This window comes from Micrococcus sp. PSi08, from assembly GCF_054960655.1.
On record NZ_JBHNYP010000026.1, the window covers coordinates 18,485 to 38,365 of the forward strand.

General features: G+C 72.4%; 15 protein-coding genes. 3 read left to right on the top strand and 12 right to left on the bottom strand.

Going from position 1 to position 19,881, the window contains the following annotated elements; genetic code table 11:
* Nucleotides 1–57: 57 nt before the first annotated feature.
* The 9 genes from ACFI33_RS09630 to ACFI33_RS09670 form a co-directional block, all read right to left on the bottom strand.
* Complete coding sequence (locus ACFI33_RS09630) at nucleotides 58–684, bottom strand: hypothetical protein (RefSeq protein WP_036317507.1); 627 nt, start codon at nucleotides 682–684, stop codon at nucleotides 58–60.
* Nucleotides 685–994: 310 nt separating this feature from the next.
* Nucleotides 995–2,089, bottom strand: a complete 1,095-nt coding sequence (locus tag ACFI33_RS09635; RefSeq protein WP_010079957.1) for a permease — start codon at nucleotides 2,087–2,089, stop codon at nucleotides 995–997.
* A 16-nt stretch (nucleotides 2,090–2,105) separates the two neighbouring features.
* Nucleotides 2,106–2,750, bottom strand: a complete 645-nt coding sequence (locus ACFI33_RS09640) for an ABC transporter ATP-binding protein (RefSeq protein WP_010079956.1) — start codon at nucleotides 2,748–2,750, stop codon at nucleotides 2,106–2,108.
* Nucleotides 2,747–3,802 carry a hypothetical protein gene (locus ACFI33_RS09645; protein WP_036316191.1) on the bottom strand — a complete coding sequence of 352 codons (1,056 nt, stop codon included), beginning with the start codon at nucleotides 3,800–3,802 and terminating at the stop codon, nucleotides 2,747–2,749. Before ACFI33_RS09645 ends, ACFI33_RS09640 begins: the two co-directional genes overlap by 4 nt.
* Nucleotides 3,799–4,404: a hypothetical protein gene (locus ACFI33_RS09650; RefSeq protein ID WP_230594463.1), complete on the bottom strand. Its 606-nt coding sequence runs from the start codon at nucleotides 4,402–4,404 to the stop codon at nucleotides 3,799–3,801. Before ACFI33_RS09650 ends, ACFI33_RS09645 begins: the two co-directional genes overlap by 4 nt.
* Nucleotides 4,405–5,028: 624 nt before the next feature.
* Complete coding sequence (locus ACFI33_RS09655; RefSeq protein ID WP_123244278.1) at nucleotides 5,029–7,116, bottom strand: ABC transporter ATP-binding protein; 2,088 nt, start codon at nucleotides 7,114–7,116, stop codon at nucleotides 5,029–5,031.
* Nucleotides 7,113–8,870, bottom strand: a complete 1,758-nt coding sequence (locus ACFI33_RS09660; RefSeq protein ID WP_095346804.1) for an ABC transporter ATP-binding protein — start codon at nucleotides 8,868–8,870, stop codon at nucleotides 7,113–7,115. The genes ACFI33_RS09655 and ACFI33_RS09660 overlap by 4 nt, the downstream gene beginning before the upstream one ends.
* 362 nt (nucleotides 8,871–9,232) lie before the next feature.
* Nucleotides 9,233–10,501, bottom strand: a complete 1,269-nt coding sequence (locus ACFI33_RS09665) for a phospholipase D-like domain-containing protein (RefSeq protein WP_036339371.1) — start codon at nucleotides 10,499–10,501, stop codon at nucleotides 9,233–9,235.
* 24 nt (nucleotides 10,502–10,525) lie between these two features.
* Entirely contained in the window at nucleotides 10,526–11,500 is a 975-nt protein-coding gene (locus ACFI33_RS09670) for an acyl-CoA thioesterase (protein WP_095346802.1), read from the bottom strand.
* A 120-nt stretch (nucleotides 11,501–11,620) separates the two neighbouring features.
* On the opposite strand from ACFI33_RS09670, the gene ACFI33_RS09675 reads away from it, so the two are divergent.
* Both ACFI33_RS09675 and rlmC read left to right on the top strand, forming a co-directional pair.
* The gene (locus ACFI33_RS09675) at nucleotides 11,621–12,229 is read left to right on the top strand and encodes a HEAT repeat domain-containing protein (protein WP_049147044.1); all 609 of its coding nucleotides are present in this window, start codon (nucleotides 11,621–11,623) and stop codon (nucleotides 12,227–12,229) included.
* Between the two features lie 10 nt (nucleotides 12,230–12,239).
* On the top strand, nucleotides 12,240–13,451 hold the full coding sequence (gene rlmC / locus ACFI33_RS09680; protein ID WP_127435000.1) for a 23S rRNA (uracil(747)-C(5))-methyltransferase RlmC: 1,212 nt from the start codon (nucleotides 12,240–12,242) through the stop codon (nucleotides 13,449–13,451).
* A gap of 16 nt (nucleotides 13,452–13,467) precedes the next feature.
* On the opposite strand, the gene ACFI33_RS09685 is transcribed toward rlmC, so the two are convergent.
* Complete coding sequence (locus ACFI33_RS09685) at nucleotides 13,468–14,058, bottom strand: hypothetical protein (RefSeq protein ID WP_462623973.1); 591 nt, start codon at nucleotides 14,056–14,058, stop codon at nucleotides 13,468–13,470.
* 286 nt (nucleotides 14,059–14,344) lie between these two features.
* Between ACFI33_RS09685 and ACFI33_RS09690 the strand changes: the two genes are divergently transcribed.
* On the top strand, nucleotides 14,345–17,722 hold the full coding sequence (locus tag ACFI33_RS09690) for a beta-phosphoglucomutase family hydrolase (RefSeq protein WP_127435001.1): 3,378 nt from the start codon (nucleotides 14,345–14,347) through the stop codon (nucleotides 17,720–17,722).
* Nucleotides 17,723–17,860: 138 nt separating this feature from the next.
* On the opposite strand, the gene ACFI33_RS09695 is transcribed toward ACFI33_RS09690, so the two are convergent.
* Complete coding sequence (locus ACFI33_RS09695; protein ID WP_127435002.1) at nucleotides 17,861–19,210, bottom strand: sensor histidine kinase; 1,350 nt, start codon at nucleotides 19,208–19,210, stop codon at nucleotides 17,861–17,863.
* The gene (locus ACFI33_RS09700) at nucleotides 19,207–19,872 is read right to left on the bottom strand and encodes a response regulator transcription factor (protein ID WP_036316202.1); all 666 of its coding nucleotides are present in this window, start codon (nucleotides 19,870–19,872) and stop codon (nucleotides 19,207–19,209) included. The genes ACFI33_RS09695 and ACFI33_RS09700 overlap by 4 nt, the downstream gene beginning before the upstream one ends.
* Nucleotides 19,873–19,881: the final 9 nt, after the last annotated feature.

A 19,881-nucleotide genomic window follows, 5' to 3' on the forward strand; every position in this document is an offset into this window, starting at 1 on the left:
CCTCGAGGGTAGCGGCGGCCCCGGACGCGGCAGGCGCGGACGACGCGGAGCGTGCACTCAGCCGAGCAGCTCCTCGATCAGCGAGGACTCCTCCCGATGGAGGCGCGCCACGAACGGCAGCAGCATGAGCACGCCGAACAGCGCACCGTCCCGTGTGGTGCCGGCGGCCTCGTGATCCACCTCGACGCGGGTCAGGGAGAACATCCCACCCGAGTGGAACCGGGCGACCCGCCGTGGCCGGCCGCCGTCCTCCCCCTGTGCCCGCACCTCCACGGAGCCGTCCCAGTCCGCGCGGGCCACCACGCGACGCCCCTGGACCGTCCCGTCGACGGCGAAGTAGAGCACGTTCTCGCCCCAGATCTCCTTGAGCTCGTCATGCACGGGCGCCGGTGGCTCCCCCTCGGCCGGTGCCGTGACCTCCGGTCGATGCGTCACGGCATAGGTCGGGCGCAGCAGGCGGCCCACCGCGCTGCGCCACGTGGCCCGGCGGATCCCCACCGTGGTGGCGGCACCGCCGATCGACTCCCAGCGGAACGTGCCGGTGCGTTCGCAGCCCGCCAGCTCCCCACGGACCACCCGGCCGACGAGCTCGCCGTCGTCGCGATGCACCGCGACGGTCCGCATGCTGCGCCGGACGGTGTCCAGCGTCCCCTCCCGGAACCCGTACGTGCTGGTGCGCGTCATGGCCCTCCTCTCCGCCCGCCGCGGTCCGGCCGCATGAGGCGTGCGTCCCAGTGTTCCAGAATCCCCGCGTCCCGTGGGCAGGGCTTCGTGGGCAGGGCTTCGTGGGCAGGGTTCCGTGGGCAGAACCGGCGGCGATTCAGGTTCCGTGGGCGGAAGGAGTCACTCTTCTGCCCACGGAACCGGCTGACCCGCCCACGGAACCGGTTGCCCTGCCCACGGAACCCCGAGAGGCGACTCGGGCGGCATCGCCAGGGAGCACCCGCGCCGGCACCCACCCCCGCAGGCAACGGGCCACCCCCGCGCGCACCCGTCACGCCGTGCGCATCACCCGCACGGGGTCGCGGAACGCCGCGAAGGCCGCCGGGAGCAGGCTCGCCACCACGGCGGTCAGCGCGGCGAGCACGGCCACCCCCGCCACGAAGTCCAGCCCCAGCGCCCCGCCCTGCCCCACGACGACGGCGTAGCCCGTCCCCGCGCCCACCACCGCCCCGAGCACCGCCGGCGCGGCGGTGCGGACCGCCACGAGCAGCACGAGGTCCGCGCGGCCGATGCCCAGGGTGCGGCGGCGGCCGAGGTCGCGGCGACGGATGAGCACGTCGGCGAGCACCACGATCGCCACGAAGAAGGCGCCCGCCCCGAGGATGAGCAGCAGCAGGGACCGGCCGAGTCCGGCCAGCTCCCCGGTGATCGTCGCGTTCCCGGCGGCCAGCGCCCGCGCGGTCTGCACCTGCGAGGAGCGAGGGTCGGGGTCGATCACGGCCAGGGCCGAGTCCTGCATGGCGCGGGTGCCGGCGGTGTCCGGGGCCAGGACACGGACCTGCTGGACCACGAGGGAGGCCGGCGCGGCGGGCACGGCAATCGCGTAGTCCGCGAGGTCCTCGAACGGGGTGAGCGCCTCGAACGCGCCCACCACGGCCCACTGGCGTCCGTCTCCGGACTCGAGCGCTCCGGAGGGCTGGGCCAGGCCCAGCTCGGCCAGCTTCGCCTCGGGCACCACCACCTCCCCGGGGCCCGGCAGGCGGCCGCGCGTGAGCTCGACGCCGCGGTCGACGGTGCCCACCACGTGGGTCACCGCCACGCGAGTCCCGCCCGCACCGATCGCGGCGTTCACCGTGTCCACGGGCATGTCGCGGGCCAGGGCGGCCTCGGCGGAGTCGAGACCGGCGAGGGTGGCGACGGTGGCGCCGGTGAGGAAGCCGGTGCCACCCGAGTCCGTCACGGTGAGCACGCGCGCCGCGGGCCCGGAGAGCTCCGCGGCGACGGCGGCCTCCGTGGCCGCCTGACGGCCCACCGTGGCGACGGCCGCGAAGCACATGGCGGCCACCACCAACAGCACGAGGGCGGAGGGCACGGGCGCGGTGCGGGCGGCGGTGAGGGCCTCGCGCAGCAGGGTCCTCAGGTTCACGGGCGGGCCTCCGGGTTCACAGTCGCACCACCTCGTCCGCACGGGCGACGACGGCCGGGTCGTGCGTGGCCACCACCACGGTGCGCCCCTCCCCCGCGGCCTCGGCCAGCGCGTCGAGCACGAGGGAGGCGTTGTCCGGGTCGAGGTTGCCCGTGGGCTCGTCGGCCAGCACCACCGCAGGGGTGTTCACGAGTGCCCGGCAGACCGCCACGCGCTGGGCCTGCCCGCCTGAGACCTGGCCCGGCCGGTGCTCGGCCCGGTGCCCGAGGCCGAACCGCTCCAGCAGGATCCTGGCCCGGCCTTCGAGCTCGCGACGGGACAGGCCGGCGTAGAGGCCGGGCTCCACCACCGAGTCCAGGATGGGCCGGGACGGGTCCAGCTCGGCGTCCTGGAACACGAACCCCACGGACGTGGCCCGCAGCCGCGCCCGGCGCCGGTCCGGGAGGGCGGAGGCGTCGACGTCGCCCAGGCGCACCACGCCCGCCGAGGGCGTGAGCATAAGCCCCAGCACGTACAGCAGCGTGGACTTGCCGCGCCCGGACGGGCCGGTGAGCGCGGTGACGGCGCCAGGGGTGAAGCGGTGGGTCAGGCCGTCGAACAGCTCCTCCGCGCCGCGCGTGTACGCGAAGCGCAGGTCCGCCACGGAGAGCTCCGCGTTCACGGGGCGCCGTTCAGCACGCGCACGGTCTCCCCGGCGTCCACGCCGTCCACCACGGCCAGTCCGTCCGCGGAGCCGCGGACGATGACGGTGCGCTCCTCCTGGACGCCGTCGCGAACCACGGTGACCCTCGCGGCGCCGTCAGGCTGGGTGCGCAGCGCGGACACGGGGACCACGGGCCCGGTGACGGGCGGGACCACGTTGACCTTCGAGAGCAGGGAGGTGGAGGCCTCGGCGGGCAGGGAGTCGCAGTCCGCGCCGCACACCGCGCCGCCGTCGGGGGCGGTCAGGGGGATGCGGATCAGCCCTTGGTCGTCCGCGGTGGACTCGCCGGCCACGGCTTCCCACTCGTGCTCGCCGTGGGGCACGGTCACCGCGGTGCCGGCCGGGATTATGGCGGCCTGGTCCTGGTTGACCTCGATGGCGAACGTGGGCTCGTCGCCGGGGCGGGCGACGATGGTCTCGCCTCCCGCGAGCGCGCCGCCGACGGCCGTGGCCTTCGCGTCCACGCTGAGCGCGGCGGGGAGTGATTCCAGCACCACGAGCTGGCCCAGCTCCACGGTGTCCGCGGCCGGGTAGTCGCGCTCGGTGAGCCAGCCGTTCCAGGCGACAGCGGTGGCCTCGTCCCAGGTGCCGGTGACCTCCACCTTCGCCCCCGTGGCGGCGAGCATGCGCTGGAACGCGGCGACATCGCTGCCGGTGGCGCCCTCGCCGAGCGCCCGCCACTGGGGCAGCTCGCCCTGCACGGTGATCACGGGCTGCTGCGCGACGGCGTACAGCACGTCCCCGGCGGCCACCTCACCGGACTCCCCGGCCCGGGTGACGACGCCGGACAGCGCGTTCACGGCGGCGGGCGCCTGCTCGCGCGTCACGGAGACGCCGAGGGTGATGACGCGGCCGAGCTCCTGCTCGGCGACGGTGACGAGAGCGTCCTCGGACGGACGCTGCTCGGCCTGGGCCGGAGGGGTGAGCGTGGCCCGGCCGGCCCAGAAGGCCAGGACGGCCACGATCAGGAGCACCCCGGCCAGCGTGGCCCAGCGGAGCGGCCGGGTCATCCGGAGGTGCCCCAGAAAACGTCCTGCGGGGGCAGCTCCGGGCAGGTCTGGACGACCTGCGTCTGGCGCTCCTCGGGCACGCCTCTCATGGTCGCCTGCAAGGGCCACCAGTCATGGCGGCCTGGTGTGAAGAAGGCCGTCACGAAGGACTCCTTGGACGGCCGTGTGCTGGTGTCCACAGTGAACCCCTGCGCTTCGAGACAGGGGATAAGGTACTGGTCCCAGTAGTCATAGACAAGGCGAAGCTGCGGTTCGCTCCAATCCTGGGTATAGCTCGGGTCGACTGGGTGCTGGGCGATGCAGGTGTTCATCGCCAGCGCCCAGGCGCGAGCCTGCGCAGCCGGCGGCGTGGAGTATCGGAGACCGCCCGTCGGCGAGACCTCGACGGGGAATCCGTCTGCCCTCATGCACGAGGCGACCTTCTGATCTGATTCCAGGGGAGTCGTGGACCAGTCCTTCCGCTGGACCTGAAGGATCTCGGGAGTTCCCCCGCTCTCTGCCAGGCGGTCCATCTGTTCTCGGTAGGCCGCTTCCTTCTCCGGCTCCGTCGCCAGAACGGGTTCGATGACCTCGGTCGGTTTCCATGTGGCGGCATCCCACACCTTTGAGGGGGTACTGCCTGTCTCCGCGTGCGCCGACGCTCCTGCGTCCGCGCCGGAAGCACACCCCGCCAACAAGAGGGCCCCGACGAGTCCGACCATGGCACCAGCGAAACCGCTTGTCATTCGCCCCTCAGGCACAAGACACCCCAGCGCTCGCAGAGAAAATATCAGTAGGGGTAGTAGCAGTAGCCATTGCTACCCGAAAGAAGCAATGAGACCGAATCGGCCTTCCAGGTCTGGGTGCCTCGGAGACCAGGCTCCCAGTACCTCACGTAGTAGTTGGCTTTGGTACTCGACACTCCCCCAACCGACACCGTGAGGTAATCCCCGTACCGCTGCTGCTCGCCACGGACGCCGACATATCCACCTCCGGCACTGCAGTCCTGTCGCCCGGAGTCCGTCAATGCCTGTGCCGGCACTGCCCCAGAAACGGCCAACAATCCCGCGACGGCGATACCGGCCCCGACCTTTGTAACCCGCTGCTTCATACCCGTGACGATCCTCCTCAGGATTCAAGCTCAAATATGAGCCGCGTCACACACTAGGCGCTAAGGCCTCCCACGGCAAGGGATTCTTCCTGGCCTCCTCAGGCCGTCCCGATTCCCTTTGCGCTTGCTGCAGCCATCACCGGGCGTCGTCTCGTGAGGCCGCGCCGTCGTCGTCCTCCCCGCCCTTGAACTGGCTCATGTAGAGCCGGTGGTAGGCGCCCTTGGCCGCGAGCAGCTCGGCGTGGCTGCCCTGCTCCACGATGTCGCCGTGCTCCATCACGAGGATCACGTCGGCGTCGCGGATGGTGCTGAGGCGGTGGGCGATCACGAAGCTCGTGCGGTCCGAGCGCAGCGCCGCCATGGCGCCCTGGACCAGCACCTCGGTGCGGGTGTCCACGGAGGAGGTGGCCTCGTCCAGGATCAACAGGGAGGGCTGGGCCAGGAACGCGCGGGCGATGGTGATGAGCTGGCGCTCGCCCGCGGACACGTTGGAGGCGTCGTGCTCGATGACGGTGTCGTAGCCCTCGGGCAGGGTGTGCACGAAGCGGTCCACGTAGGTGGCCTTCGCCGCCGCGACGACCTCCTCGTCCGTGGCGTCGAGTCGGCCGTAGCGGATGTTCTCGCGGATGGTCCCGCCGAAGAGCACCGCGTCCTGGAGCACCATGCCGGTGGCGGCGCGCAGCTCGCTGCGGCTGACCGTGCGGGTGTCCACGCCGTCCAGCAGGATCCGCCCGCCGTCCACCTCGTAGAACCGCATGATCAGGTTGACCAGGGTGGTCTTGCCGGCGCCGGTCGGCCCGACGATCGCGACCGTCTGCCCCGGTTCCGCCACGAGGTTCAGGTCCGTGATGAGCGGCTTCTCCGGGGTGTAGGAGAAGCGCACGTGCTCGAACTCCACGCGACCGCGCAGCGGGCGCGGGAGGTGGGCGACGACGTCGGGCCCGGAGGCGGCGGAGGGCGCCGTTTCCCGAACGAAGGTGCCCTCGGAGGGCGCCGTTTCCCGAACGAAAGTGCGGGCGGGGGTGCGGGCGGGGGTGCCATCAGGGGTCTCCTCCGGCTCGTCGAGGAGCTCGAAGGTGCGCTCAGCCGACGCCACGCCGGAGATCAGCATGTTGGACATGCCGGCGATCTGCCCGAGCGGCTGGTTGAACTCGCGCGAGTACTGGATGAACGCGGTGACGGCGCCGAGGGTCATCTGCCCGTTGGCCACGCGCAGGCCGCCGACCACCGCGATGCCCACGTAGCCCAGCCAGTTCACCCACTGCATGATCGGCATGATCATCCCCGAGTAGAACTGCGCCGTGAACGCGGCCTCGTACAGCTCCTCGTTGCGCTCGTCGAAGCGCGCGGCCATGTCCCGCTGACGGCCGAACACGGTCACCAGCTCATGCCCCGTGAACGACTCCTCGATGTGCCCGTTGAGCCGGCCCGTCTCCCGCCACTGCGCGGAGAAGAGCGCCTGGGACTTCTTGCCGATCACGCCCACCACCACGCCGGCCACCGGCAGCGCGATCAGGGCGATGAGCGCCAGCTGCCAGGACAGCCAGAACATCATGCCGACGATGCCGATCACGGTCAGCGCCGAATACACGAGCGAGGCGAACGCCTGTTGGAGGGCCTGCTGGACGTTGTCCACGTCGTTGGTGGCGCGGGAGAGCAGGTCGCCGCGCTGCCCGCGGTCGAAGTAACTCAGCGGCAGCCGGTTGATCTTGGCCTCGATGTCCTCGCGCAGGCGGAAGACGATGCGCATGACGATGTCATTGAGCACGCGGCCCTGCAGCCACATGAACAGCTGGGCCACGAGGTACATGCCCAGCACGATCAGGATCAGCCGGCCCAGCTCGGTGAAGTCGATCCCCTCGCCCGGTGTGAACGCCATGCCGGAGAGCATCTCCGCGGCCTGGTCCTCGCCCTGGGCGCGCAGCCCGTCGATGACCTGCTCGCGGCTCAGCCCGCCGGGCATCTGCGCGGAGACCACGCCGCCGAAGATCACGTCCATCGCCCGGCCGAGCACGCGCGGCGCCCACACGTTGAACACCACGGCCACCAGCACCATGACGGCGACGACGGCCAGCCCCAGCTTCTCCGTGCGGAACAGGCTCATGAGCCGCTTCGCGGACGGCCAGAACGCCTTGGCCTTGCGGGCCGGCCCGCCGCCCCAGTTGTCGGTGGCGCCCTGCTCCTGGATCTCGAGGATCTCCTCGTCGGTCAGGTGCTCGCTCATGCCACGTCCTCCGCGGTCAGCTGGGAGTCCACGATCTCCCGGTAGGTCTGATTGTCCGCCAGCAGCTCGGCGTGGGTGCCGCGGCCGACCACGCGGCCCTCGTCCAGCACGATGATCTGGTCGGCGTCGGTGATGGTGGCCACCCGCTGGGCGACGACGATCCGGGTCACCCCGTCCTCCGCGCGGTCGAGCGCCGCCCGCAGCCGCGCGTCGGTGGTGACGTCCAGGGCGGAGAACGAGTCGTCGAACACGAGGATCCGCGGCTCGGCCACGAGGGCACGCGCGATGGACAGGCGCTGGCGCTGGCCGCCGGAGACGTCCGTGCCGCCCTGGGACAGGCGCGAGTCCAGACCGGAGGCCGCCGCCTCTGCCTTGCCGGTGGTGCGGGCGCGCACGAAGTCGGCGGCCTGGGCCGTCTCCAGGGCCGCCCAGATGCGCTCGTCCGAGGCGTCCGGGGCCCCGAACTGCATGTTCTCCCGCACGGTGCCCGAGAACAGGTACGGCTTCTGCGGCACGAGCGCCACGGCCTCCGTCAGCTCGGCCCGGGCCAGGTCGGTCACCGGCACGCCGTCCACGAGCACCTCGCCGGACGTCGCGTCGTACAAGCGCGGCAGCAGGCTGATCAGCGTGGACTTGCCGGAGCCGGTCGAGCCGATGATCGCCGTCGTGGTGCCGGGTGCGACGGCGAAGCTGACGTCGTCGAGCACCGGCGCCTCGGCGCCGGGGTACTGGAAGGTGACGTGGCGCAGCTCCACGGCGCCGTCGCGACGCGCGGGGCTCACCGGGCGGGCCGGCTCGCCGAGCGTGGGGACGGTGTCCAGGACCTCGCCGATGCGGCGCGCGGAGATCACGGCGCGCGGGAGCATCATCATCATGAAGGTGCCCATCATCACCGCCATGAGGATCTGCAGCAGGTACTGCATGAACGCGGTCAGCGCGCCGACCTGCACGAGCCCCGCGTCCACGCGCTGGCCGCCGAACCACAGGACGGCGGCGGTGGCCAGGTGCAGGATCATCGTGATGACCGGGCCGAGCAGCACGAACAGCCGACCGATCCGCACGGACGTCTCCGTCAGGGCGGCGTTGGCGTCCGTGAACCGGCGCGTCTCGTGGCGCTCGCGCACGAACGCGCGGACCACGCGGATGCCCTGGATCTGCTCGCGCAGCACGCCGTTGAGGGCGTCGATATTGTCCTGCATCTGCTGGAACAGCGGCATGAGACGCGCGACGATCCACGCCACGATCACCAGCAGCACCGGCACGGAGACCCACACCAGCCAGGACAGACCCGGGTCCTCGCGGATGGCCATGACGATGCCGCCGACCGCCATGATCGGCACGGCCACCATGAAGTTCAGGGCCATGAGGGTGAGCATCTGGACCTGGTTGACGTCGTTGGTGCCGCGCGTGATGAGGGTCGCGGCGCCGAAGCGGCCGAGCTCCTCCGCGGAGAACGCGTCCACGCGGGTGTAGACGGCACGGCGCAGGTCCCGGCCGACGCCCATCGAGACTTTCGCGCCGAACCACACGGCGGCGATCGCGGCGACCACCTGCACCAGCGCGACGCCGAGCATCACGAGGCCGATGTCCCAGATGCGGGCGGTGTCGCCGCGGGCCACGCCCTCATCGATGATGCGGGCGTTGAGGCTGGGCAGGTACAGCATGGCCAGCGTGCTGAGCAGCTGCAGCACGACGACGGCCGCGACGGCGCCGCGATAGCGCCGGCCGTGACGGCGGAGCAGGGTCCAGAGCATGGGGCTCCCAGGGAGTCGGGATGGGCGCGCGGCCGCGTGGGCTGCAGTGAGGTGGGCCGAAGGGGGCCGGGCTCATTGTGCCCCAGCCGCGGGAGGGCGCGGGCAGCAGCCGTCGTCGAGGGAGCGCCGGTCCCTCAGCCGGTGGGCGGGATCGTGCTCATCTCGGGCCCCTCGACGGTGAACCCGGCGCCGCACGTCGTCGTCGGACGCCCCGGGCGCACCCCGGACGACCGGCTGCCGAACCACCTGCTGGCGGACCCGCACGAGGACTGAGCGACGCCAGACGGGGGCGTGAGCCAGACGTTTCTGCTGCGGATCGGGCGTCAGAACCGCAGAAACGTCTGGCTCAGCGCCCGGGCCCCTCAGAGCAGGGGACGCAGCGGGACCAGGAGGACCTCGACCACGCGGGCGAGGCGGTGACGGTCCTTCCAGCGCGGGGTGTCGATCCGGACGGCCCGCTGGGCGTCGAGAGCGAAGATCTCCTCCATCCGGGCGGCGAAGTCGCGGTCCACGACCACCACGTTGGACTCGTAGTTGAAGCCCAGGGAGAGGCGGTCGACGTTGGCCGAGCCCACGGTGGACCAGATGCCGTCCACGGTGGCGGTCTTCGCGTGGATCATGCTGGCCCTGTACAGCAGGATCGTGATGCCGGCCTCGAGCATCTTCCCGAAGAAGCCGCGCGAGGCCCAGTCCGCCACGATGTGGTTGGAGTCCTCCGGCACCATCACCTGCACGTCCACCCCCCGCCGGGCCGCGTGCAGCAGCGCCTCGAGGACCTGCTGGTCCGGGATGAAGTACGGCGTGTTGATGAGGATGCGGTGCTGCGCCCGCTGGATGGCGTCGAGGTAGCTCAGCCGGATCGGGTAGACCAGCAGCGGCGGTTGGTTCGCGGCCACGGTGATGCGCGGGTCCCACGTGTCCGGGGGGCGCCAGGACATCTGCTCGCCCGCACGGTGGTGCGCGTTCCACTTGATGGAGATCGACTGGTCCAGCCCCCACACCGCCGGGCCGCGCTCGCGCACGTGAGTGTCCCGCCAAAAGCGGGCGTAGTCGTCGCCGATGTTGAAGCCGCCTGCGAAGCTGACCTCGTCGTCCACCACCATGATCTTCGAGTGGTTGAACCCGCTGTGTCGGACCACGCCTCGCCAGATCGGGCGGGCGAAGGCCGGCAGCCGGAACACGTGGATGCGCGGGTCCAGCTGACGGTAGAAGCGGGGCGGGACCACGAGGTTCCCGAACCCGTCATAGGAGACGTAGACCTCCACGCCGCGCGCGGCCGCCCGGTTGAAGGCGTCCATGAACCGCTGGCCCGTGGGGTCGCTCTTCCAGATGTAGGTCTCGAACTTGATGATCCGCTGCGCTCCGTCGATCGCGGCGATCATCTCCTTGTAGAGGTCCTCACCCGAGGTGAAGATGCGCAGCTCGGAGCCCTCCACGTGGGCGTCAAACACGCCGGGGTTCGGCGCGGGTCGGCGCACTCGGCCGCCGCGCTTGACCATGTCCACGCCGGTGAGCCCGGCGGCGACCGTCAGCGGCAGTCCCACGAGACCGACGCCCGCGGCCACGGCCGCTCCCCGGAGGAGACGACGGACCGGCAGGCGGGACAGGGACGGCAGGGACGGTCGACGCATTCGCTCAGTCTACTCAGGGCCCCGTCAGCGCGGATCGGTCGAGCGGCGCATCTCGGTCCAGGCCGCGCTCACCTCGGAGCGCATGCGCACGAGTTCGATCGCCGTCTCCTGCAGCCTCCGGGCGCTCTCGCTCTCGGGGATGTACTGCCGCACCCGCTGGGCCTGGTCCTCCGCGGAGACGTCCACCATGACGGCGATCGAGTGCGCCACCAGGCGGGACTCCGCCCCGGTGCGTCGGCTCGCGTAGACGCGCAGCGCCACATGCATGGACCGCTCCGTGGTGTTCACCAGGAGGGCCTCCACGCGCACGAGGTCGCCCACGTGGATGTTCCGCACGAAGCGCACACCGCCGCCGAACACCGCGACCACGGATTCATGTCCGGTCCAGCGGGCGGCGCAGACGGCGGCCGCCTCGTCCACCCAGCGCAGGATCGCGCCCGCGTTGATGGTGCCGCCCACGGTGGCCTCCGCGTTGGGGGCCAGGAACGCGAGGGTGCTCATCTCCTCGGGGGCCTCCCCGGGCGCGGGGAACGGCAGTCGGGCCATGCCGCGCTCGACGGCGCGGCGGGCCACGGTGGAGCGGCGGGCCTGTTCGTCGCGCTCGATCTGGCCGGGGGTCGAGGGCTCCCAGACCGGCACGGTCACGGGCACCCCGCCCTCCTCCGCGGCGTAGACCACGAGGGACGAGGTGGCGACCACGGGGTCGCCGTCGTCGTCGCGGATCTCCGGCAGCAGCAGGCGGGTCTGGACGTGCACCTCGGCGCCGTCCGTGTGGACCACGCGCGCCTGCACCACAGCGCGGCGGTCCACCGGCACGGGGTGCCGGAACTGGGTGTGCCCCACGTAGCGGGCACGCACGAACGTCCCGGCCCAACTCGCCGCGACGGCGTAGCCGGCCTTCTCGATCCAGGAGATGACGGTGCCGGCGTCCACCAGGCCGGTGGGATGATCGAAGCTGTCCGCCCGGAATTCGAGGGCGAGGGCTCCGGGGGGTCTCATGCCGTCGAACGTATCACCCGAGTCCGGGCCCTGTGCGGCCGGTCACGCCCCGTCCAGGAGTCTGCGGGGAACCTCCCGGCCGCGCCCCAGGCGGGTCCGCGCACGGGGGACAATGGACCCATGACCGCCTTCGACCGTCTCCCCCTGCCCGCGGAGCCCCAGACCCCCCACGACCGCCTGCGCCGCCGCACCGAGGCCGCCGTCGCCGAGCGCGGGGAGGCCGCCGTCGCCGGGCTGGCGGTGCGCCTGATGACCGGCGCGGCCACCCCGGAGGACGTCACCTCGGGTGCCGCCCGCGCCCTCACCGGCGACGACGGCGACCTCAGCCCCGCCGCGACCGGCGCGCTGGCCCTGATGCACGCGTGGCACCGCAGCGCGCTGCCCGCCCTGACCGGGGCGCTCACCGCCCCCGAGGCGGACGTCCGCTCGGCGGCCCACCTCGTGATCGCCTCCCGGGCCGGCTCGCTGCGCCGCGACGCCGCCGTCGACCGCGCCCTCGTGGACGCGGTGCGGGCCGGCTGTGCCGACCCGGACCCGGAGGTCCGCGCGTCGGCCGCGTCCGCGCTGGGCGCCCTCGCCCGCCCCGAGGACCTCGAGTCCGCCCTGCCCGTGCTCACCGGCATGGTGATGGACGTGGACGCGGACCTGGCCGCGGCCGCCGAGCTGGCCCTCGAGCAGCTCGCGATCCGCCTGGACCGGCCCGGCCTGCGGGTCAGCCTCGAGGGCTGAGGCGACGCCCGTGCAGTGCCCCCACTTCGACGTCGGCGAGTGCCGTTCCTGCCCGCTGATGGGCGTGCCGTACGCCCGGCAGCTCGCGGACAAGCAGGCCGCGGTGCTGGCCGCCCTGGCGGACGCGGTCGACGCGGACACGGTCGTGGGTGAGCCGTTCGCCTCCGCGGAGGCCGGATTCCGGAACAAGGCGAAGCTCGTGGTCACGGGGTCGGCGGCGGCGCCGCGGCTGGGCATCCTGGACCCGCGCCAGCACCCCCGGCATCACGACGGCGCCGGCGTGGACCTGCGCGACTGCGGCCTGTACGAGGCCGGCATGGAAGGCGTGTTCGACGCGTGCGCGGCGGCGGTGACGGCGGCCGGGCTGGAGCCCTACGACGTCGCCGCCCGCACGGGCGAGCTGAAGAACGTGATCGTGACGCTCTCCCCCGACCGGGAGGCGATGGTCCGGTTCGTGCTGCGCTCCGCCGACCGGCTGGACGCGCTGCGCGCGGCGGTGCCGGGGCTGCTGGACGACCTCGCGGCGCGCGGGACACCCGCCGCCGTGGTGAGCGCGAACCTGCTGCCGGAGCACGTGGCCCTGCCCGAGGGCGACGAGGAGATCGTGCTCGCCGGCGGGCCGACCCTGCGGATGGAACTGAACGGGATCGGCCTGCGGCTGCGCCCGCAGGGGTTCTTCCAGACGAACACCGCGGTGACCGAGGGGCTGTACGCGACGGCGGCGGCGTGGGTCGCCGAGGCCGGCCTGCCGGCGGCGGCGTGGGACCTGTACTGCGGGGTGGGCGGGTTCGCGTTCCACCTGGCCCGGGCCGGCGTGCGAGACGTGTGGGGCATGGAGTCCTCCGCCGAGGCGGTGGCCGCGGCCCGGGAGACGGCCGCGGAGCTCGGCCTGGCCGACCGGGCGCGCTTCTCCGCCGGCGACGCCACCTCCGCGCTTTCGTTCGAGAAACGGCGGGCTCCGGAGGCGCTTTCGTTCGAGAAACGGCGGTCCCGCCCGGACGCCGTCGTCGTGAATCCGCCGCGGCGGGGCATCGGCGCCGAGCTGGCCGACGCGCTGGAGGACTCGGGCGCGCCCACCGTGCTGTACTCGAGCTGCAACCCGACGACGCTGGCACAGGACCTGGCCCGGATGCCGAGCTATCGGGTGGCGCGGGTGCAGTTGTTCGACATGTTCCCTCAGACCCTGCACGCGGAGGTGCTCACACTGCTGACCCGGCGGTGACGGGGGCCGGGGCGCGTCACCGCGGGCTCCCCGCCCGGCGGTTCCGCTTCTTCAACTCGACGAAGACCTGCAGCAGCGTCAGAGCCGACGGCGCGAGCGCGGGTTGCGTGAGCACGAGCGGTTGCGCACGGGTCAACCCGCCACCCTGCAACGGCCGTCCCGAGTCCCACCGGTTGGCCTTGCGCAGACCACCCTCGTTCCACAGCCGCTCGTCCACCTTGAGCGCCACCTTCATCGTGTGCTCCGACTCTGGCGCCACAGCACGGACTTCCTTCACGTCCGCCCAGTCCACGGACCAGTCCCGCGTCCACACCCGTCGCTCATCGAACGTGACATGCCGAGGCCGGAACAGACCCATCGTCGCGGCGGGAAGCACCGCCAACGCCAGCGCCAACCCGATGAACGACGCCACACGCCACACCCCGAACCCGGCCGAGACATCCTCCGGCGGCCGGAAGATCACCCACACGAACACCGCGATGCACACCACGACGATCAGCCACAGGAGCAACCACCGCGACGGACGCACCCGCGCCTGCACCGGCAGACTCGCCAGGATCTCCTCCCGCGACGCCTTCTTCCGCAACCGCGTCGGCTTCGCATCCATCACTTGCTCATCATCCAGTTCATGAGCCCTTCGCCCCCCGGCCATCTCCGCCGAGTGTGTCCTGCTCGTTCCCGGGCCACGCTTCCGGCGCGCGGGGGCACACGTCCGCCCCGTCGGCACGACCCTATTCCCGGAACCCACCGCGCCGCAGCGACATCACCGCAGCTGAGAACCGCTGTGATGTCGCTGCGGTGCGGTCGGCCGGAACGACGGCGCGCTCGCTGCGGTGAACATCGCCGCGGCACTCCCCGTGCGGCCCCACTTCCCCGCCCGTAGGCTGGTTCCCATGTCGCAGACGCTCACCCCCGCCGCTCCGCAGGACCTGAACGCCCGCCGCCACCGGCTCCGCCGCTACCGCGCCGTCATCTTCGACATGGACGGGGTCATCACAGACACCGCCGGCGTGCACGCGCAGGCGTGGAAGGAGCTCTTCGACGGGGCGCTGCCCGCCGTGGGCGCGCTGCCCGCCAACGCCGCCGTCGTCGCCGCGGACCCGGACGTGCTGCGTCCCTTCGACGCCGCCGCCGACTACCTGCACCACGTGGACGGGCGCCCCCGCGAGGACGGGGTCCGCACGTTCTTCGCCTCCCGCGGCCTGCACGTCCCGGAGGCCGACGCCCCCGAGGCGGACGCGGCCCCGGAGCTGACGGTCCTCGCCCTCGCTGAGCGCAAGCAGGGCTACTTCGAGCAGGTCCTCGAGCGCGACGGCGTCCGCGTGTTCCCGGAGGCCCAGGACCTCCTCGAGCGGCTGCGGGCCAAGGGCGTGCCGGTCGCACTGGTCACCAGCTCCAAGAACTCCCGCGCCGTGCTCACGGCCGGCGGCGTGCTGGACTTCTTCCCCGTGATCGTGGACGGGAACACCGCCGTCGAGCGCGGGCTGCCGGGCAAGCCGGACCCGGCGATGTTCTGGGAGGCCGCCCGCGAGCTGGGCGTCGACGTCGCGGACGCGATGGTCCTCGAGGACGCCGTCTCCGGCGTGAAGGCCGCCGCGGACGGCCGCTTCGGCCTCGTGATCGGCGTGGACCGCGAACCCGAGCTCGGCAAGGGCCGGCTCAAGGCGGCCGGCGCCCACCTGGTGGTCCAGGACTACGGGACCCTGCATCTGGAGGACCGCACCACCACCCCGTTCGACCCCGCGTGGGTGCTGCGCTGGGACCGCTTCGACCCGGCCTCCGAGGGCACACGCGAGGTGCTGTGCACCCTGGCCAACGGGTACTGGGGCACCCGCGGCGCCGTGCCCGGCACGCGCATCTCCTCCGTCCACTACCCCGGCACCTACATGGCCGGGGTGTTCAACCGGCTGACCTCGATGGTCCAGGGCCGGGTCGTGGAGACCGAGCACATGGTCAACATCCAGGACTGGACCCCGCTCGTGGTGACCCCGCGCCACGGCCGCCCGCTGCTGCCGGGTGAGGAGAACCTCGTGGAGTACGGCCAGGAGATGGACCTGCGTCGCGGCGTGCTCTCCCGCACCATGACCTTCGAGGACGAGCAGGGCCGGCGCACCACGGTCCACACCCGGCAGTTCACCTCGCTGGCCAATCGGCACCTCGCCGCGATCGAGCTGACCGTGGTGGCGGAGAACTGGTCCGGGGACCTCACGGTGCGCTCGAAGATCGAGGGCCGCGTGGCCAACCTCAACGTCTCCGACGACCGCACCCTCGCCAACCAGCACCTCGAGCCGGTCCAGGCCCGGGAGATCGACGGCGAGACCGTCCTGCTCGAGACCGCCACCAACCAGTCCGGCATCCACGTGGCCATGGCCACCCGCACCCGCCAGGTGGCGCCGGTGGGCCACCACGAGCCCATCCGCCGCCCCGTGGACGGCTCGGACCTGGTGGTCGGCCAGGACATCCTCCTCCACGTGGACGAGGGCGTGCCGCTCGTGCTGGAGAAGATCGCCGCCGTCGCCACGAGCCACGACCACGCCAACGCCTCCGTGTGGGAGTCGGCGGTGAAGGACGTCCAGCGCGCCCAAAACTTCCGCAACCTGCTGACCCTGCACGAGCAGCGCTGGGGCACCAACTGGGACCGGTTCTCCGTGCGCATCGACCTGGCGGAGCCGTACCGGCATCAGCGCCGCTCCACGGCGGCGGAGGCCGGCGGCGAATACGCGCCGCCCGTCGTCGCCGCCGGCCACTCGGCCCCGGTGGGGTCCGCGGTCCCGATGGGCAAGGACGGCGCGTCGCTGCGCCAGCAGCTCGCCCTGAACCTGCACACGTTCCACGTGCTCCAGACGGCCTACGGCCGCCGCCGGGACCTGGACGCCTCCGTGGGGGCACGCGGCCTGCACGGCGAGGGCTACCGCGGCCACATCTTCTGGGACGAGATCTACGTCTACCCGATGCTCACGCTGCGCCGCCCCGAGATCACCCGGGGCCTGCTGATGTACCGCTACCGGCGTCTCAACGAGGCCCGCGCCAACGCCCAGGCCGAGGGCTGGGCCGGTGCCATGTACCCGTGGCAGTCCGGGGCGGACGGCTCCGAGGAGACGCCCACCGAGCTGTGGAACCCGCGCTCGCGCATGTGGATGCCGGACAACTCCCACAACCAGCGGCACGTCTCCCTGGACATCGCCTACTCGGTGCTGCGGTACATCGAGATCACGAAGGACACGTCCTTCATCTCGGACTACGGCGCGGAGATGCTCGTGGAGATCTCCCGGTTCTTCATGTCCATGACCCTGCACAACGCCGTCACGGACCGCTACGAGATCCACGGCGTCATGGGCCCGGACGAGTTCCACGACGGCTATCCCGAGACCCCCGGCTCCGGCCTGCGCAACAACGCGTACACGAACGTGCTGACCTCGTGGGTGCTCGCGGAGACCGCCCGCCTGGTCCGCTGGCTGGACACGATCGACGACGGTCTGCCCGAGCTCATGGAGATCTCCGAGGAGGAGATCGAGCGCTGGGAGGAGGTCAGCACCCGTCTGACCGTGCCGTTCTTCGAGGAGGGCGAGGAGGCCGGCATCCTCGCCCAGTTCGAGGGCTACCAGGACCTGCTCGAGTTCGACTGGGAGGCCTACCGCGCCAAGTACGGGAACATCGGCCGCATGGACCTGATCCTGCAGGCCGAGGGCGACGCCACCAACCGGTACAAGCTCTCCAAGCAGGCCGACACCCTCATGCTCGGATACCTGTTCTCCGCCGAGGAGCTGGACCGGATCCTGCGCCGCATGGGCTACGAGCTGCCCGAGGAGGCGTTCGAGCGGATGGTCACGTACTACGAGGCCCGCTCGACGCACGGCTCCACGCTCTCCCGGCTGGTGCACGCGTGGGTGTCGGCCCGCACGGACCCGGACCGGTCCTGGGACCTGTTCACGGAGGCCCTCGAGTCGGACCTCTCGGACACGCAGGGCGGCACCACGAAGGAGGGCATCCACCTGGGCCTGATGGCGGGCACCGTGGACACGGTGATCCGCTGCTACGCGGGCCTCGAGACGCGCGACGACGTCGTCCGGCTGCACCCCCGCATGCCCGCCCAGCTGCCCGGCGCCCGGTTCACCATCCGGTTCCGCCAGCAGCCCGTGGTCATCCAGATGACCCAGCGGGAGGTGACGGTGTCTGCGGGCGAGGGCATGTGGCACGACGTGCCGATGATCATCGCCGGCCGCGAGCACACCCTGTCCCCCGGCGAGAAGCTGACGGTCCCGCTGGACTGAGGGCCGCCGTCGTCGGCCACCCCACCCCGTCCCTTTGGGGGCGAAAGTGGGCGGTATCCCGCGCGGATACCGCCCACTTTCGCCCCCGGACGCGGGAGGACGCGGGAGGACGCGGGAGGACGCGGCCGCCGCCCCGGCTCAGCGCAGCGGCAGCTCGGCCCGGACCACCCAGCAGCCGCCCAGCGGGCCGGCCATGAGGGTGCCGCCGAACACGGCCACGCGCTCGCGCATGCCGGCCAGGCCGAAGCCGCTGGCCATCGCGACCACCACGCGGTCCCGGCGGGGCTCGCCCTCGTCCATGGGGCTGGCGATGCACAGCACGAGGCGGTCCGCGCCCTCGAGCTCCGAGGTCAGGCGCACCGTGCCGCGGCGCGGAGCGTGCTTGAGGATGTTCGTCACCGACTCCTGCACCACGCGCAGCACGGTCAGCTCCAGGGAGCGCGGCAGCTCCTCCAGCTCGGTCAGCGAGCGCTCCACCGCGAACCCGGCCGCGTGCAGGCGGGCCTCGAACTCGTCGAGGCGGGCCGGCAGGTCCACGACGGCGTCCCCCTCCGCCGTCTGCGCGTTGCGGGAGGAGCCGCGCAGCGCGGTGAGCATGCGGCGCAGGTCCACGAGGGACTGCCGGGCGGCCTGCTCGATGGCCTTCTCCGCGGCGGCCCGTTTGTCCGGGTCCCTCTGGGTGGGCAGCATGGCGGCCTGCATCGAGATCACGGTGAGCCCGTGCGCGACGACGTCGTGCAGCTCCGCCGCGATCCGCTGCCGCTCGGCCTCCGCGGCGCAGGCGGCGGCCTCCTCGGCCCGGCGCAGGGCCGCCTCGCGGTCCCGGGCCCGATGCCGGGATCGGCGGATCATGAAGGCCGGCACCGCCACGCACAGCGCGACGATGAGCGTGATGACCATGACGCCCTTGAGGCTGTCCTCGTCCGCCCACGTGCCGTCGGTGAGGACCTCGCCCGCGACGGTGAGCAGGATGAGGGCGCCCAGGGCGAACCAGACGAACACCCGGTGCGAGTACCGCGTCACCATGGCCGCGCCCAGGACGACCCCGCCACTGAACGCCTGCGGGGTGAGGTGCGCGTGGTCCGCCTCCACGAGGCCCACCAGACCGAACGTGCACCCGAGCAGCACGAACACCGCCGCGAGGGTGGGCTGCCACCCGAACAGCAGCGTGACCAGCACGCTCGCCAGGAACAGGACCCAGCGCAGGAGCGGCTCCCGCCCCTCACCCGTCAGCCCGCCGTCCTCCTCGAGGATGCCCGCGAGTTCGGGGTCGGCGCTCAGCCCGGCGGCCACCGTGGGCCCCAGCATCAGGGTGAGGATCTCCCCCAGCACCATGAGCCCGACGATCACGTAGAGGACGATCCGCGTGTGCCGGGAGACGGGTTCCGTGCGCAGGATCGCCGGCAGGCGGGAGCCCAGGGGAGACTCGGCGGGCGGGGGCGACGTCGCCGTCGTCGTCCGAGCCGGGGCGGGCGCCGCGATGCTCATCCGATGTCCACGAGGCCCGCGCGGGCGGCGCGGATGAGGATCTGCACGCGGTCACGGACCTGCCACTTGTCCAGGACCTTGCCGATGTGGGACTTCACCGTGGCCTCCGCGAGGAACAGGGCGCCGGCGATCTCCGCGTTGGAGGCGCCCTTGGCGAGCTCGCGGACCACGTCCAGCTCGCGCTCGGTGAGGCGCTCGTGCGGGGCGAGGGGCTCGGCCGGGCAGGGGGCGGTGTGCTCGGGGGCCGCGGTGACGGCCTCCACCAGGTCCGCGGCCACGCGGGCGGAGAACACGGCGTCCCCGGCATGGACGCGGCGGATGGCGTCCACCACCTCGGCCGGCGGGGCGTCCTTCACGAGGTAGCCGGCGGCGCCGGCGCGCAAGGCGGGCACGAGGTACTGCTCGGAGGAGAAGGTGGTGATCGCCAGGACGCGCACGCCGGGGGCCTCGGCGGAGATGCGCGCGGTGGCCTCGACGCCGTCCATGCGGGGCATCTGCATGTCCATCAGCACGACGTCGGGGGCCAGCGTGCGGGCCGCCTCGAGGGCCTGGACCCCGTCCTCGGCGGAGCCGACCACCTCGAGGTCCTCGGCCTGGGCCACGAAGTGCTCGAGGGCGGTGCGCATCAACGCCTGGTCGTCGGCCACGACTACTCGGATCATGGCGCCCAG

Coding starts and splice junctions, on each gene's coding strand:
- ACFI33_RS09700 (WP_036316202.1), bottom strand. CDS start 19,872: ATGATCCGAGTAGTCGTGGCCGACGACCAGGCGTTGATGCGCACCGCC.
- ACFI33_RS09660 (WP_095346804.1), bottom strand. CDS start 8,870: ATGCTCTGGACCCTGCTCCGCCGTCACGGCCGGCGCTATCGCGGCGCC.
- ACFI33_RS09655 (WP_123244278.1), bottom strand. CDS start 7,116: ATGAGCGAGCACCTGACCGACGAGGAGATCCTCGAGATCCAGGAGCAG.
- ACFI33_RS09630 (WP_036317507.1), bottom strand. CDS start 684: ATGACGCGCACCAGCACGTACGGGTTCCGGGAGGGGACGCTGGACACC.
- ACFI33_RS09670 (WP_095346802.1), bottom strand. CDS start 11,500: ATGAGACCCCCCGGAGCCCTCGCCCTCGAATTCCGGGCGGACAGCTTC.
- ACFI33_RS09685 (WP_462623973.1), bottom strand. CDS start 14,058: ATGGATGCGAAGCCGACGCGGTTGCGGAAGAAGGCGTCGCGGGAGGAG.
- ACFI33_RS09665 (WP_036339371.1), bottom strand. CDS start 10,501: ATGCGTCGACCGTCCCTGCCGTCCCTGTCCCGCCTGCCGGTCCGTCGT.
- ACFI33_RS09690 (WP_127435001.1), top strand. CDS start 14,345: ATGTCGCAGACGCTCACCCCCGCCGCTCCGCAGGACCTGAACGCCCGC.
- ACFI33_RS09645 (WP_036316191.1), bottom strand. CDS start 3,802: ATGACCCGGCCGCTCCGCTGGGCCACGCTGGCCGGGGTGCTCCTGATC.
- ACFI33_RS09675 (WP_049147044.1), top strand. CDS start 11,621: ATGACCGCCTTCGACCGTCTCCCCCTGCCCGCGGAGCCCCAGACCCCC.
- ACFI33_RS09695 (WP_127435002.1), bottom strand. CDS start 19,210: ATGAGCATCGCGGCGCCCGCCCCGGCTCGGACGACGACGGCGACGTCG.